12 protein-coding genes are annotated in these 15,162 nt (G+C 71.2%); 1 reads left to right on the top strand and 11 read right to left on the bottom strand.

Annotated features, from left to right (window positions below; translation table 11 throughout):
• Positions 1 to 210: 210 nt before the first annotated feature.
• Positions 211 to 993 carry a 6-phosphogluconolactonase gene (gene pgl / locus ACFVXK_RS22345; protein WP_389614249.1) on the top strand — a complete coding sequence of 261 codons (783 nt, stop codon included), beginning with the start codon at positions 211 to 213 and terminating at the stop codon, positions 991 to 993.
• Positions 994 to 1,054: 61 nt separating this feature from the next.
• Here pgl and pgi read toward each other — a convergent pair whose 3' ends face one another.
• From pgi to uvrC, 11 genes are all read right to left on the bottom strand, one after another.
• Positions 1,055 to 2,710 carry a glucose-6-phosphate isomerase gene (pgi, locus tag ACFVXK_RS22340; RefSeq protein ID WP_389614255.1) on the bottom strand — a complete coding sequence of 552 codons (1,656 nt, stop codon included), beginning with the start codon at positions 2,708 to 2,710 and terminating at the stop codon, positions 1,055 to 1,057.
• A 162-nt stretch (positions 2,711 to 2,872) separates the two neighbouring features.
• Positions 2,873 to 3,208, bottom strand: a complete 336-nt coding sequence (locus tag ACFVXK_RS22335; RefSeq protein ID WP_007263454.1) for an RNA polymerase-binding protein RbpA — start codon at positions 3,206 to 3,208, stop codon at positions 2,873 to 2,875.
• A 107-nt stretch (positions 3,209 to 3,315) separates the two neighbouring features.
• Entirely contained in the window at positions 3,316 to 3,549 is a 234-nt protein-coding gene (gene secG, locus ACFVXK_RS22330; RefSeq protein WP_389614253.1) for a preprotein translocase subunit SecG, read from the bottom strand.
• 114 nt (positions 3,550 to 3,663) lie between these two features.
• Positions 3,664 to 4,452: a triose-phosphate isomerase gene (gene tpiA / locus ACFVXK_RS22325; protein ID WP_389614247.1), complete on the bottom strand. Its 789-nt coding sequence runs from the start codon at positions 4,450 to 4,452 to the stop codon at positions 3,664 to 3,666.
• A gap of 6 nt (positions 4,453 to 4,458) precedes the next feature.
• Positions 4,459 to 5,673 carry a phosphoglycerate kinase gene (locus ACFVXK_RS22320; protein ID WP_389614245.1) on the bottom strand — a complete coding sequence of 405 codons (1,215 nt, stop codon included), beginning with the start codon at positions 5,671 to 5,673 and terminating at the stop codon, positions 4,459 to 4,461.
• Between the two features lie 138 nt (positions 5,674 to 5,811).
• A complete protein-coding gene (gene gap, locus ACFVXK_RS22315; protein ID WP_389614243.1) occupies positions 5,812 to 6,819 on the bottom strand; it encodes a type I glyceraldehyde-3-phosphate dehydrogenase in 1,008 nt (335 codons plus the stop codon).
• Between the two features lie 209 nt (positions 6,820 to 7,028).
• On the bottom strand, positions 7,029 to 9,986 hold the full coding sequence (locus ACFVXK_RS22310) for a M14 family zinc carboxypeptidase (protein WP_389614241.1): 2,958 nt from the start codon (positions 9,984 to 9,986) through the stop codon (positions 7,029 to 7,031).
• A gap of 162 nt (positions 9,987 to 10,148) precedes the next feature.
• A complete protein-coding gene (gene whiA / locus ACFVXK_RS22305) occupies positions 10,149 to 11,144 on the bottom strand; it encodes a DNA-binding protein WhiA (RefSeq protein WP_030237199.1) in 996 nt (331 codons plus the stop codon).
• On the bottom strand, positions 11,135 to 12,199 hold the full coding sequence (gene yvcK / locus ACFVXK_RS22300; RefSeq protein WP_388943659.1) for a uridine diphosphate-N-acetylglucosamine-binding protein YvcK: 1,065 nt from the start codon (positions 12,197 to 12,199) through the stop codon (positions 11,135 to 11,137). Before yvcK ends, whiA begins: the two co-directional genes overlap by 10 nt.
• Positions 12,196 to 13,143 (bottom strand): RNase adapter RapZ, encoded by a 948-nt coding sequence (rapZ, locus tag ACFVXK_RS22295; RefSeq protein ID WP_389614239.1) that lies wholly within the window; start codon positions 13,141 to 13,143, stop codon positions 12,196 to 12,198. The genes yvcK and rapZ overlap by 4 nt, the downstream gene beginning before the upstream one ends.
• On the bottom strand, positions 13,140 to 15,149 hold the full coding sequence (gene uvrC / locus ACFVXK_RS22290) for an excinuclease ABC subunit UvrC (protein WP_389614237.1): 2,010 nt from the start codon (positions 15,147 to 15,149) through the stop codon (positions 13,140 to 13,142). Before uvrC ends, rapZ begins: the two co-directional genes overlap by 4 nt.
• Positions 15,150 to 15,162 lie beyond the last annotated feature (13 nt).

The following is a 15,162-nucleotide window of genomic DNA, read 5'->3' as shown; positions in this document are numbered from 1 at the left end:
AAACGCCGGCGGGGCTGGATATTGCCGCTGCGCGGCAATTCCAGCCCGCGCGGCGATTGAGCGCACGGGCGCGCAGCGCACGTACGGAGTCCGGGGCGGAGCCCCGGTTTCGGGAAGGGGCGGGGTGGGGAACGGCTCCGCGCAGCGGCACCCACCCGCACCCGCCCCCCACACCACCCAGAACTACCAAGAAGGCGGCAGCACATGGGTATGACGACTCCCCAGGTGGTCGTCCACCGGGACAAGGAGCTGATGGCCCAGGCCGCAGCCGCCCGGCTCATCACCAAGATCGTGGACGCACAGGCCGCCCGCGGCAGCGCCTCCGTCGTCCTGACCGGCGGCCGCAACGGCAACGGCCTCCTCGCGGCCCTCGCCGCGGCCCCCGCCCGGGACGCGATCGACTGGTCGCGCATCGACCTCTGGTGGGGCGACGAACGCTACGTCCCCGCCGACGACCCCGAGCGCAACCACGTACAGGCCCGTGAGGCCCTCCTGGACGCCGTCCCGGTGGACCCGGCACGCGTGCACGCGATGCCCGCCTCCGACGGCCCGTACGGCGCCGACGTGGACGCCGCCGCGGCCGCGTACGCCGCCGAGCTGGCGCGGGCGGCCACGCCCGAGGACCACGGCCCCGTCCCGCGGTTCGACGTGCTGATGCTGGGCGTCGGCCCGGACACCCACGTGGCGTCCCTGTTCCCCGAGCACCCCGCGGCCCGCGAGAGCGAGCGGACCGTCGTCGGCGTCCACGGCGCGCCCAAGCCCCCGCCCACCCGCGTCTCGCTCACCCTCCCCGCGATCCGCGCGGCCCGCGAGGTGTGGCTGCTGGCGGCCGGCGAGGACAAGGCCGGGGCGGTCGCCATCGCCCTCGGCGGGGCGGGCGGGGTGCAGGCCCCGGCGGCCGAGGCCTACGGCCGCAGCCGCACGCTCTGGCTGCTGGACCGCGCCGCCGCGGCCAAGCTCCCCTCCGGGCTGTACCCGCCGGCCTCCTCCTGAGCCGGAAGACACGGAGCGCCCCGTAACGGCCACCGACCGGTACGGGGCGCTCCGCCCGTTCCTACTGCCGCCCGCGCAGCTGCCGGTAGGTGGCCACCAGGGCCCGCGTCGACGGGTCCAGGCCCGGGACGTCCGCGCCCTCCGTCAGCGCCGGCTCCACCCGCTTGGCGAGGACCTTGCCGAGCTCGACGCCCCACTGGTCGAAGGAGTCGATGTTCCACACCGCGCCCTGGACGAACACCTTGTGCTCGTAGAGGGCGATGAGCTGTCCCAGCACCGCCGGGTTCAGCTCACCCGCGAGGATGGTCGTCGTGGGGTGGTTGCCCTGGAAGGTCTTGTGCGGGACGAGCGCCTCGGCGACGCCCTCCGCCCGCACCTCCTCGGCCGTCTTGCCGAAGGCCAGGGCCTGGGTCTGGGCGAAGAAGTTGGCCATCAGCAGGTCGTGCTGGGCCGCCAGCGCCGGCTCCAGCTCCGCGACCGGGCGGGCGAAGCCGATGAAGTCCGCCGGGATCACCTTGGTGCCCTGGTGGATCAACTGGTAGTACGCGTGCTGCCCGTTGGTGCCGGGCGTGCCCCACACCACCGGGCCGGTCTGCCAGTCCACCGGATTGCCGTCGCGGTCCACGGACTTGCCGTTGGACTCCATGTCCAGCTGCTGCAAGTAGGCCGTGAAGCGGGAGAGGTAGTGGCTGTACGGGAGCACGGCGTGCGACTGGGCGTCGAAGAAGGCCCCGTACCAGATGCCCAACAGGCCCAGCAGCAGCGGGGCGTTGTCCTCGGGCGCCGCGGTGCGGAAGTGCTCGTCCACGGTGTGGAAGCCGCCCAGCAGCTCCCGGAAGGAGTCCGGGCCGATCGCGATCATCAGCGAGAGCCCGATGGCCGAGTCGAAGGAGTAGCGGCCGCCGACCCAGTCCCAGAAGCCGAACATGTTGGCCGGGTCGATCCCGAACTCGGCGACCTTCTCGGCGTTGGTGGACAGCGCCACGAAGTGCCGTGCCACGGCGGTCTGGTCGGCGCCCAGACCGGCGAGCAGCCACTGGCGGGCCGAGGTGGCGTTGGTGATGGTCTCGATGGTGGTGAAGGTCTTGGACGCGATGATGAACAGCGTCTCGGCCGGGTCCAGGTCGCGTACGGCCTCGTGGAGGTCGGCGCCGTCGACGTTGGAGACGAAACGCACCGTCAGGTCGCGGTCGGTGAAGGCGCGCAGGGCCTCGTACGCCATCGCCGGACCGAGGTCGGAGCCGCCGATGCCGATGTTGACGACGTTCCTGATGCGCTTGCCGGTGAAGCCGGTCCACTCCCCCGAACGGACCTGGTCGGAGAAGGCCGCCATCTTGTCGAGGACCTCGTGGACGGCGGGGACGACGTTCTCGCCGTCCACCTCGACGACCGCGTCCGCGGGGGCGCGCAGCGCGGTGTGCAGGACCGCGCGGTCCTCCGTCACGTTGATCTTCTCGCCGCGGAACATGCGGTCCCGCAGCTCCGCCACGCCCGTCGCCGCGGCCAGCTCGCGCAGCAGCGCGAGGGTCTCGTCGGTGACGAGGTGCTTGGAGTAGTCGATGTGCAGGTCGCCGACCCGCAGGGTGTAGCCGGTGCCCCGCTCCGGATCCGTCTCGAACAGCTCCCGCAGATGCGTCTGCCCCAGCGCTTCCCGGTGCTTGCCGAGCGCGTTCCACTCCGGCAGTCGGTTCAGCCTCGTACGGCTCTCCGCGTTCATCTCGGACATCAACCCACTTCTTCCGTCCTGTTGTGCCCCGCCACCTCCAACCTAAGGGATCCGAAGGGGGACAACGCACACAAAGGGGCCCGGCCCGCGGGATTCGTACTCCCACGGGCCGGGCCCCCAGTCACGCTCGAGTGCGGCCCCGGCCGCAGCCCCTCAGATCTCGCCGCGGAGCTTGGCGAGGGCCTCGGCGAGGATGGCCTCGCCGTCGGCGTCGGTGCGGCGCTCGCGGACGTAGGCGAGGTGCGTCTTGTACGGCTCGGTGCGCGGCGGTGCGGGCGGGTTGTCCCGGTCCTGGCCGGCGGGGAAGCCGCAGCGCGGGCAGTCCCAGGTGTCGGGGACCTGCGCGTCGCTGGCGAAGCTGGGCTGCGTCTCGTGCCCGTTCGAGCACCAGAAGGAGATGCGCAGACGGGGCGCGGACTCACCGCGCTCGGCCTCGCCCATCGGCCCGGCTCCGACCCGACTTCCACGAATCGCGTTGCCACTTGCCACGGTCGTAACTCCCTGCGTGATGGTGCCGCCCAGCGTGAGGGTATACCCGCTGTGGGCGCCTCAGTTTACGTAAAGACCGAGCGGGCCGGGCGAAATGGCCGGAACCGTCAGCTGCCGTTCGACTTCATGAGCAGGCCGAGCGCCACGATGCAGGCGAACCACAGGAGGCCGATGACGACCGTGATGCGGTCCAGGTTGCGCTCCGCCACGGAGGAGCCGCCGACGGAGGACTGCATGCCGCCGCCGAACATGTCGGAAAGGCCGCCGCCCTTGCCCTTGTGCATCAGCACGAGCAGCATCAGCAGAGAGCTGAAGACGATCAGGGCGATCGAGAACCCCATAACCACGGCTGATTCCTACTTTCTGGGCTTGCTGGGAGGAAGCGGGGGCCGGCTGCCGCGCGTACGCGGCCCCCGGCCCCCGCAAGGGTACGACGGATCGGCCCTACCGCATACTCACTGGTCGCGGAAGCGGACGATCTTGACGAACTCGTCCACGTCCAGCGCCGCGCCGCCGATCAGGGCGCCGTCGACGTCGGGCTGGGCCATGATCGCGGCGATGTTGCCGGACTTCACGGAGCCGCCGTACTGGATGCGGACCTTGTCGGCCAGCTCCTGGGAGTAGAGCTCGGCGAGGCGGCCGCGGATCGCCCCGCAGACCTCCTGGGCGTCCTCGGGGGTGGCGACCTCGCCGGTGCCGATCGCCCAGACGGGCTCGTAGGCGATCACGATGGACTCGACCTGCTCGGCCGGGACGTCCTTGAGGCCGCCGTCGACCTGGGCGAGGGTGTGCGCGACCTGGGCGCCCGCCTTGCGGACGTCGAGGCCCTCGCCGACGCAGAGGATCGGGGTGATCCCGTTGCGGTAGGCGGCCTTGACCTTGGCGTTGCAGACCTCGTCGGTCTCGCCGTGGTACTGGCGGCGCTCGCTGTGGCCGACGGCCACGAACGTGCACTTCAGCTTCGACAGCATGGGGCCGGAGATCTCGCCGGTGTAGGCACCGGAGTCGTACGCCGAGATGTCCTGGGCGCCGTACTTGATCTTCAGCTTGTCGCCGTCGACCAGGGTCTGGACCGAGCGCAGGTCGGTGAAGGGCGGGAGTACGGCGACGTCGACCGCGTCGTAGTCCTTGTCGGCGAGCGCGAAGGCGAGCTTCTGGACGTGGGCGATGGCCTCGAGGTGGTTGAGGTTCATCTTCCAGTTGCCCGCCATGAGCGGGGTGCGGCCGTTTTCGACAGACGTCATTGTGGTTCAGCCCTCCAGGGCGGCGAGGCCGGGGAGCGTCTTGCCCTCGAGGTATTCGAGGCTGGCGCCACCACCGGTGGAAATGTGACCGAAGGCGTTCTCGTCGAAGCCCAGGATCCGGACGGCCGCGGCGCTGTCGCCGCCGCCGACCACGGTGAAGGCCTCGCTGTCGACGAGGGCCTGTGCGATCGCGCGGGTGCCGTTCGCGTAATCGGGGTGCTCGAAGACGCCGACCGGTCCGTTCCAGAACACGGTCTCGGCGTCGGCGATCTTCGAGGCGTACAGCTCGCGGGTCTTGGGGCCGATGTCCAGGCCCTCCTTGTCCGCGGGGATCTGGTCGGCGTCGACGGTGATGAAGTCGGCCGGGGTCCCGCCCTTGATGTCGGGGAAGTCCGCCGAGGCGAGGATGTCGACGGGGAGGACCAGCTCGACGCCGTTCTTCTCGGCGCGCTCCATGTACTCCGTGACGACCGGGATCTGGTCCTGCTGGAGGAGGGAGATGCCGACCTCGTGGCCCTTGGCCTTGAGGAAGGTGTAGGCCATGCCGCCGCCGATGAGGATGCGGTCGGCCCTGCCGAGGAGCTCGTCGATGACGGCGAGCTTGTCGGAGACCTTGGCGCCGCCGAGGACGACGACGTAGGGGCGCTTGACCTCGGCGGTCAGCTTCTTCAGGACGCCGACCTCGGTGGCGATGAGGTAGCCGGCCGCGTGCGGGAGCAGCGCGGGCAGGTCGAAGACCGAGGCGTGCTTGCGGTGGACGGCGCCGAAGCCGTCGCCGACGTAGAGGTCGGCCAGCTCGGCGAGCTCGCGGGCGAAGGCCACGCGCTCGGCCTCGTCCTTGGAGGTCTCGCCGGCGTTGAAGCGCAGGTTCTCGATGACGGCGACCTGGCCGTCGGCCAGGCCCGCGACGACCGCCTTGGCCGAGTCGCCGACGGTGTCGGTGGCGAAGGCGACCTCGGCGCCGAGCAGCTCGCCGAGCCGCTTCGCGGCCGGGGCGAGGGAGAAGTCGGGCTCGGTGCCGGTGCCCTTGGGGCGGCCCAGGTGCGAGGCGACCACCACGCGGGCGCCCGCCTCGGCGAGCTTGGCGATGGTGGGCTGGACGGCGCGGATGCGGCCGTCGTCGGTGATCACGCCTTCCTTGAGCGGCACGTTGAGATCGGCGCGTACGAAGACCCGCTTGCCGGCGACGCCGTCCGCGAGAAGTTCGTCGATCGTCTTCATGTGTTTCTACTCCTTGTCCCCATACAGGGCTGTTACAGGTGCAGGGCGGATGGGACGGGGCAAGCGACAGGGCCCGTACGGCGCCTCATCGCGCCGAGCGGACCCTGTGCTCACATGGTGTTGCCTTGCCCTACGTTCTTAGAGCTGACCGCCGACGAAGACGGTGAGGTCGACGAGGCGGTTGGAGTAGCCCCACTCGTTGTCGTACCAGCCGACGACCTTGACCTGCGTACCGTCCTGCACCATGGTCAGCGAGGAGTCGAAGGTGCACGAAGCCGGCCAGTTCACGATGTCGGAGGAGACGATCGCGTCCTCGGTGTAGTCGAGGATGCCCTTGAGCTGGCCCTCGGCGGCCTTCTGGAAGGCGGCGTTGATCTCTTCCTTGGTGGTCTCGCGGGAGAGCTCCAGGACGAGGTCGGTGACCGAGCCGGTGGGGACCGGGACGCGCATCGCGATGCCGTCGAGCTTGCCCTTGAGCTGCGGGAGGACCAGCGCGGTCGCCTTGGCGGCACCGGTGGAGGTCGGGATGATGTTCTCGGCGGCGGCGCGGGCGCGGCGCAGGTCCGAGTGCGGGAAGTCCAGGATGCGCTGGTCGTTCGTGTACGCGTGGACCGTCGTCATCATGCCCTTGACGATGCCGAAGTTCTCGTCGAGGACCTTGGCCATCGGCGCCACGCAGTTGGTGGTGCAGGAGGCGTTGGAGATCACGTGGTGCTGGGCGGCGTCGTACTTGTCCTGGTTGACGCCCATCACGATGGTGATGTCCTCGTCCTTGGCCGGGGCCGAGATGAGGACCTTCTTCGCGCCGGCCGCGATGTGCTTGGCGGCGTCGGCCTTCTTCGTGAAGATGCCGGTGGACTCGATCACGATGTCGGCGCCCAGCTCGCCCCAGGGGAGGTTCGCGGGGTCGCGCTCGGCGAACGTCTTGAAGGTCATGTCGCCCACGGTGATGGTGTCATCGGTGTGGGAGACGTCCTGCTTCAGACGGCCCAGGATGCTGTCGTACTTGAGCAGGTGCACCAGGGTGCCGTTGTCCGTCAGGTCGTTGACACCGACAACCTCGATGTCCGCCCCCTGCTCGAGAAGCGCCCGGAAGTAGTTGCGGCCAATGCGGCCAAAACCATTGATGCCTACGCGGATCGTCACGAACCGATCTCCTCGTTGGTGCGCCGGCCTGTCCCGCCGGCGAGCTGTATGGGATGTCCCCGACCGCTTACGACCCTACCTCTCCGTGAGCTTCGGAGTGGAATCGGCCGGAGGCTGACACGCCCCCGGGGCCTGGACCACCGCTGCGGCAAGGGACCCCGGGGACTTTGGTCCCGGTCACTCAGCGTGAGTGCCGGAAAGGTCGCTGATCAGCCGTTCAGTGTGCGAAGTGCCTTACCGATCAGTAGCGCTCGGTCGGCCGCGGCCGGGAGGTGCTCCAGCCCGAAGCCGAACAGGACCGTGTCACGCGTAGTGACGGCGGCGTAGGACTTGAACAGCTCTCCGGTCCTGGACCAATTTCCCGGAACTTCGGGACTTCCGGCGGGGGCGCCCTGGGCGGTCCAGGCCCCGAGGGAGGTCTCGAAGCCCTCCACGGCCTGGTCGGCGCCGCCCACGGAGACCCGGGCCTCGTCCGCGAAGACCCCGCGGCCGCCGGTGCCGGGGTCGGTGATGTACGACAGGGAGACCTCGACGGTCTTGCCGGCGTAGGGGCTCAGGTCGAAGGAGACCTGCTTCCAGCCGTCGGAGGAGCCGGTGAAGCTGTTCCACGCCCCGCTGGTTCCGCTCGGTGAGCAGCCGCCGCTCCCGACGGTGAGGTAGTGGCGCAGGAACGGGTGGCCGTTGACGAAGAACCCGGCCCCGCACTCCGCCGGGACGGTGGTGGAGCTCGAGCCGCCCACGTCCGGAAGTGTGGTCCAGTCCTCCCCGCCGGCCGTACGGGCCTCCAGGACGGCGTGGTCGTAGCCCTGCTCGGTGTTCCAGTTGAGGGCCATCTTCAGCTTCGGCTGATCGGCGGCCGTGACCTTGGTGAGGTCGACGGTACGGGTGAGGCGCTTCCAGTCGTCGTCCTCGTGGGTGACCGACGCCATGCCGGTGCCCGCGTAGGGGGCGTACGGGTTCACGATGCCGGCGTACCGGCCCGCCTGCGCGCTCTTGAACTGCGGGAACTGCGCCGGCGGCAGGGCGTCGGAGGTGACGCTGAAGGCTCCGGGGGTGTTCAGCGGGTTGCCGGCGGCGTCGCCGAGGGCGCCGCCCGCTCCGGCCAGCGGGCCGGCGCCGGTGAAGCCGGTGGGGCCCTTGGTCGTGGCCCGGGCGTAGGCGCCGAGGTAGTACTGGCTGAAGTCGTCGGTCAGGGCCCGGCCGACCTGGGCCCGGCCGCCCGCCAGCTCACCGGCCTCGACGAGCTTGCCGCCCTCGTTGAGGAAGTCGCGGACCGCCAGCTGCGTGGGGCCGCCGGGGGCGCCCGCGCCGGTGTAGTGGACGGCCGTGCGGAAGTGGGAGAGCACGCCGAGGTGGTGCGGGGCGCCCTGGGTCGCCACGTCCCACACGGCGGCGGACTTCCCGTTGGCCCGCAGCGCGTCCACGTAGCTCTGGGCGTGCTGCGCCTTGGCGCCCTCCTCCGCGATCACCAGGACGTCCGCGCGCGGGCGTTCGGCCACGGTGTACGTGAAGTGCTCGCTGGAGACGGGCTTGCCGCGGTCGCGGCCGGTGAACCAGACCTCGACCTTGTCGCCCGGCTTGGCGCCGTCGACCTTGGCCCGGTACTCGTCGAACCAGTTGTTGTCCTCGCCGCCGTAGACGTCGCCGCCCTTCCAGGCCTTGAGCTCGTCGTCGTGCGTACGGCCGCCGTTGATCCGGAAGTTGAGGAGCTTGTCCCCCAGCGCCTTGCGGGCGGTGACGGAGACCGTCTGGTCCTCGCCGCGGGCGACGTAGGAGGTGGTGAAGGGGTCGAGGGTGAAGTCGGCGGCGCTCATCCCGACCGAGGAGACGGGCCGGTCCGGGTGGGCGGCGCTCTCGCCGACGGACAGCGCGAAGGGGACGTTCTTGGCGAACTCCTGCTGGATCAGCTTCTCGTCGTCCGGGAAGTTGAAGCCGGAGGCGCAGTCCTCGGGCTTCCAGCGGTCGTTCGGGTCGATCGCGGAGGCCGTCTGGCAGGTGGTCATCTCCGGCGTGAACATCATGACGCCGTTGGCGTTGGCGGCGTGGCCGTCGGCCTCGCCGTTGGTGGTGTACAGCTCGGAGGAGATCTGCGGGTAGTAGCCGGGGACGGCCGGGTGCTCGGGGGTGCCGGCGAGGGCCTTGTAGGCCACGTCGTCCGGGGTCGGGGTGGCGACCTGCCAGCCGACTCCGTACAGCAGGAGCTCGGAGGCCGAGTGGTAGTTGATCGCGTACCGGAAGCCGATCCGCTTCTCGAACGTGTCGAGGGCGACGGTCTCGGGCTCGGACTGGGCCTTGGGGCCGCGGTAGGTCTCGCTGGAGGGGCTCGGGGAGGAACCCTCGTTGTCCCAGCCCCACTTGTAGGCGAAGTTGCGGTTGAGGTCGACCCCGTCCACCGCGGTGATCTTGCCGTCGCCGTTGTTGTCGTGCAGGTTCTTGCGCCAGAGGCGGGCGTCGTCCGAGGTGAAGGTGTAGTCGTACCCGTCGGGGTTGGCGGAGAGCAGGAACCACAGCTCGGTGGAGTCCACCAGCTTGGTGATCCGGGCGTCCTTGCCGTAGTTGTCGAGGGTGTGGTGCATCAGCCGCCGGGTCATCTCGGGGGTGATCCACTCGCGGGCGTGCTGGTTGGACATGTAGAGCACGGACGGCTTGTCGCCGTCCAGGGTCTTCCTGGCGTCCTTGGTGACCTTGAGGGCGAGGATGTCCTTGCCCTGGACGGTCTTGCCGATGGATACGACCTTGGTCAGGCCGGGGTTCTCCTGCGCGGTCCGCAGGATCTCCTCCTGGAGGCCGCCCTTGCCGCCGTAGGGGCGGAAGACCCCGTCCCCGGCGGCCTTGGTGCGGGCCAGCCCCTGGGCGGAGACCTTGCGCTCGGCGAGCTTGACCCCCTGGGCGGCGAGCCCCTCGGCCTGGTCCCCGGTGAGGAACAGCTCGACCTTCGCGGTCCCGGTCGCGGGAGCCCGTTCGGCGAGCTCCTGGGCGTCCTGGCCGGCGGCGAGGACGAGCGGGACCTGGTCGCGGGTGATGTCGGCGTCGTAGACGCGTACCTCGTCGGCGCCGGGTGCGGCGCCGGAGGCGGGCCGTGCCTGGGCCGCCGCGGGCATGGCGGCGAGTGTGGTTCCGATGACGAGTGCGCTTGCCGCGAGGATCGTTCTCGCGCGTTGCCTCATGTGCCCCCCTGGGCGTCGTCAGCCACGAAAGCGTTCGGGGGCCAGGCTCACGATCCGGCGATGCCCATGTCAATGGGACAAACGGGACCCGGCCCGCACGGAGGACCGTGCGGGCCGGGTCCGCCCGGCGGGGTGAGCGGGCGCGGACGGGGAACTCCCGTCTCAGCCGGCCATGTTGTCGGCCAGCTCCTCGCTGAGGTCCAGGTTGGACTCGGTGCCGGGGATCCCGAGGTCCTGCGCCCGCTTGTCGGCCATCGCCAGCAGGCGGCGGATCCGGCCCGCGACGGCGTCCTTGGTCAGCGGCGGGTCGGCGAGCGCGCCCAGCTCCTCCAGGGAGGCCTGCTTGTGCTCCATGCGCAGCCGGCCGGCGGCGGCGAGGTGCTCGGGGACCTCCTCGCCGAGGATCTCCAGCGCGCGCTGGACCCGGGCTCCGGCGGCCACCGCGGCCCGCGCCGAGCGGCGCAGGTTGGCGTCGTCGAAGTTGGCGAGGCGGTTGGCGGTGGCACGCACCTCGCGCCGCATCCGCCGCTCCTCCCAGGCCAGCACCGACTCGTGCGCGCCGAGGCGGGTCAGCAGGGCGCCGATGGCGTCGCCGTCGCGGACGACGACCCGGTCCACGCCGCGCACCTCGCGCGCCTTCGCGGCGATCGAGAGCCGCCGGGCGGCACCCACCAGGGCCAGGGCTGCCTCGGGGCCGGGGCAGGTGACCTCCAGGGAGGAGGAACGGCCCGGCTCGGTGAGGGAGCCGTGGGCCAGGAAGGCACCGCGCCAGGCCGCCTCGGCGTCACAGGTCGCCCCGGAGACCACCTGCGGGGGCAGCCCGCGGATGGGACGGCCGCGGCCGTCGACGAGGCCGGTCTGGCGGGCCAGCTGGTCCCCGCCGGCGACGACCCGGACGACGAAGCGGCTGCCGCGGCGCAGCCCGCCGGGGGCCATGACCACCAGGTCGGAGGAGTGGCCGAAGATCTCCAGGATGTCCTTGCGCAGCCGTCTGGCGGCGATCCCGGTGTCCAGTTCCGCCTCGATGACGATCCGGCCGCTCACCAGGTGCAGGCCGCCCGCGAACCGAAGGATCGCCGAGACCTCCGCCTTCCTGCAGCAGGTCCGGGTGACGGGGAGGCGGGAGATCTCATCCTTCACCGCGGGCGTCATCGCCATGGGCCGATCCTTCCATGCATCCGAAAAATACGGTCGTACGCGGCGGCCAGCAGCTCCGGGTCGTGCTTCGGAGAGCCGTCCTGCCTGGCCACCGGCGCCAGCTCGACCGCCGCACCGAACCGCTTGGCGGCATCGGCGAGGGACTCGCGGTCGGGCACGGCGGCCTCGTCGGCCAGCACCACGTCCAGGGCGAGTTTAGGGGCGTGTCGGGCCAAAACCTCCAAATGACGCTGCGGAGAGAAGCCCTCTGTTTCGCCCGGCTGGGGGGCGAGGTTCAGCGAGAGGACCTTGCGGGCCTTCGTCGCCGCCAGCGCGTCCAGCAGCTCCGGCACCAGCAGGTGCGGGATGACGGAGGAGAACCAGGATCCCGGGCCGAGCACCACCCAGTCGGCGTCGAGCACGGCGGCGACGGCCTCCGGCACGGCCGGCGGGTCGCCCGGCACGACCTGGACGGAGAGCACCTCGCCCGGGGTCAGGGCCACGGTGGCCTGCCCCCGGACGGTGTCCACCTCGTCCGGGCGCGCCGGATCGTGCCCCTTGACCAGGGCCTGGAGCTCCAGCGGCACGGCCGACATCGGCAGTACCCGGCCCTGCGCCCCGAGCAGCTTGCCCACCAGGTCGAGGGCCTGGACGGGGTCGCCGAGCTGTTCCCACAGGGCGACGATCAGCAGGTTGCCGACGGCGTGCCCGTGCAGGTCGCCCTGGGACTGGAAACGGTGCTGGATGACCCGGGCCCAGGTCTGGCCCCAGTCGTCGTCCCCGCACAGCGCGGCCAGCGCCTTGCGCAGGTCGCCGGGCGGCAGCACGCTCAGCTCCTCGCGGAGCCGCCCGCTGGAGCCGCCGTCGTCGGCGACGGTGACCACGGCGGTGAGCTCCCCGGTGATCCGGCGCAGGGCGGCGAGGGAGGCCGACAGGCCCATGCCGCCGCCGAGGGCGACGACCTTGGGCGCGACCACCTTGGCCGCCCCGCGGCGGCCGGCGCGGCCGGCGCCGTCCTCGCCCCGGGCGGGGGTCAGACGGCGCAGGCGGCGCAGGCGCAGGGTCCGTCCGGTCACTCGCGCCCCATGTCCCGGTGGACTACGACGGTCTCGACTCCCTCGGAGGCGAGGCGGGCGGCGAGCTTCTCGGACATGGCGACGCTGCGGTGCTTGCCGCCGGTGCAGCCGACCGCGATGGTCACGTACCGCTTGCCCTCGCGGCGGTAGCCGGCGGCGATGAGCTGGAGGAGCTCGGTGTAGCGGTCGAGGAACTCCTTGGCGCCGGGCTGGCTGAAGACGTAGCCCGACACCTCCTCGTTGAGTCCGGTGAAGGGGCGCAGCTCGGGGACCCAGTGCGGGTTGGGGATGAAGCGGCAGTCGACGACGAGGTCGGCGTCGACGGGCAGGCCGTACTTGAAGCCGAAGGACATCACGGTGGCCCGCAGCTCGGGCTCCTCGTCGCCCGCGAACTGGGCGTCCATCTTCGCGCGCAGCTCGTGCACGTTCAGGCTGGAGGTGTCGATCACCAGGTCGGCGTCGCCGCGCAGCTCGCGCAGCAGGTCGCGCTCGGCGGCGATGCCGTCGACGATGCGGCCGTCGCCCTGGAGCGGGTGCGGGCGGCGGACCGACTCGAAGCGGCGGACCAGGGCGTCGTCGGAGGACTCCAGGAAGACGATGCGCCGGGTGACCCCGCGGGACTCCAGGTCGGCGAGGGACTCGCGCAGGGCGTCGAAGAACTGGCGGCCCCGGACGTCGACGACGACGGCGATGCGCGCCACGTTGCCCTGGGAGCGGGCGCCGAGCTCCACCATGGTGGGGATCAGCGCCGGCGGCAGGTTGTCGACGACGAACCAGCCGAGGTCCTCCAGGCACTTGGCCGCCGTGCTGCGGCCGGCTCCGGACATGCCGGAGATGATCACCAGCTCGGGGATGGCCGCCTCGGCGTTGTCGCCGGGCTCCACTGTCGTGCCCGTACTCACCTGTGCTCCGTCTCGGTCGTGCTCGGTCTCGTGCTCGGTCATTGCTCGGTCCCCCGATCGGACGGCGTCCCCGCGGGCGCGGGGGCCTCGTCCTCAATGATCTCTCCTGTCGCCGTGTTGACGGCAGGACCTGCGGGGACCGCCTGGGCGAGGGCCGCGGCCACGGTCTCGGCCGTCTTGCGGCCTATGCCCGGGACCTCGCAGATCTGGTCGATTGTCGCCTGTCTCAGCTTCTTCACCGAACCGAAGTGCTTCACGAGGGCCAGCCGGCGGCTCTCGCCGAGCCCGGGCACCTCGTCCAGGGGGCCCGCCTTCAGCCGCTTGACGCGCTTGCTGCGCTGGTACTGGATGGCGAAGCGGTGGGCTTCGTCACGCACCCGCTGGAGCAGGTAGAGGCCCTCGCTGGTGCGGGGCAGGACCACGGGGTCGTCCTCGCCGGGCAGCCAGACCTCCTCCAGCCGCTTGGCGAGGCCGCACACGGCGACGTCGTCGATGCCGAGCTCCTCCAGAGCCCGCTTGGCGGCCGCCACCTGGGGCTGTCCGCCGTCGACGACGACGAGCTGGGGCGGGTAGGCGAACCGCTTGGGCCGCCCGTCGTCCTCGGGCTCGCCGGCCTCGCCGTCCTCCGGGGCCCACTCCCCCGTCTTGATCTTCTCCTGGAGGTAGCGCCGGAAGCGCCGGGAGACGACCTCGTGCATGGACCGGACGTCGTCCTGCCCCTCGAAGCCCTTGACCTGGAAGCGCCGGTACTCGCTCTTGCGGGCGAGTCCGTCCTCGAAGACGACCATGGAGGCCACGACGTCGTCCCCCTGGAGGTGGGAGATGTCGAAGCACTCGATGCGCAGGGGCGCCCCGTCGAGCTCCAGGGCCTCGGCGATCTCCTCCAGGGCCCGGGAGCGGGTGGTGAGGTCGGCGGCGCGCTTGGTCTTGTGGAGGGCGAGGGACTGCTGGGCGTTGCGGTGGACGGTCTCCATCAGGGACCTCTTGTCCCCGCGCTGTGGGACGCGCAGGCTGACCTGCGACCCGCGCCGCTGCGCCAGCCACTGCCCGAGGGCGGCCGCGTCGTCCGGGACGACCGGGACGAGCACCTCCTTGGGCACGCTCTCGCCGCTCTCCTCCCCGTAGAGCTGCTGGAGGGCGTGTTCGACGAGCCCGGCGGTGTCGACGGCCTCGACCTTGTCGGTGACCCAGCCGCGCTGGCCGCGGACCCGGCCGCCGCGGACGTGGAAGATCTGCACGGCCGCCTCCAGCTCGTCCTCGGCGACGGCGATCAGGTCGGCGTCGGTGGCGTCGGCGAGGACGACGGCGTTCTTCTCCATGGCCCGGCGCAGGGCCCCTATGTCGTCGCGCAGCCGGGCGGCCTTCTCGTACTCCATCTCCTCGGCCGCCGCGTGCATCTCCTTCTCCAGCCGGGAGAGGTACGCGCCGGTGCGGCCGGCCATGAAGTCGCAGAAGTCCTCGGCGAGTTCCCGGTGGTCCTCGGGGCTGATCCGGCCTACGCAGGGCGCCGAGCACTTGCCGATGTAGCCGAGCAGACAGGGCCGCCCGATCTGGGCGGAGCGCTTGAAGACCCCGGCGGAGCAGGTGCGCACGGGGAACACCCGGAGCATCAGGTCGACGGTCTCGCGGATCGCCCAGGCGTGCCCGTAGGGCCCGAAGTAGCGCACGCCCTTCTTCTTGGGCCCGCGCATCACCTGCACGCGCGGGTACTGCTCGTTCAGGGTGACGGCGAGCGAGGGGTAGCTCTTGTCGTCCCGGTACTTCACGTTGAACCGGGGGTCGAACTCCTTGATCCAGGAGTACTCCAGCTGGAGCGCCTCGACCTCGGTGGAGACGACGGTCCACTCGACGGAGGCGGCCGTGGTGACCATGGTGGCGGTGCGGGGGTGCAGACCGGCGAGGTCCTGGAAGTAGCTGGCCAGCCGCTGGCGCAGGCTCTTGGCCTTCCCGACGTAGATCACCCGGCGGTGCTCGTCGCGGAACTTGTAGACCCCAGGGGAGTCGGGGATCTCCCCGGGCTTGGGTCGGTAGCTGGAAGGGTCGGCCATGCCGCCCACCCTA

Origin of the sequence: Streptomyces sp. NPDC058157 (assembly GCF_042884105.1) — a bacterium.
Lineage (GTDB): Bacteria > Actinomycetota > Actinomycetes > Streptomycetales > Streptomycetaceae > Streptomyces.
Note: the sequence above shows the minus strand (reverse complement) of the source record. Positions and strands in the feature narration are given on the sequence as shown.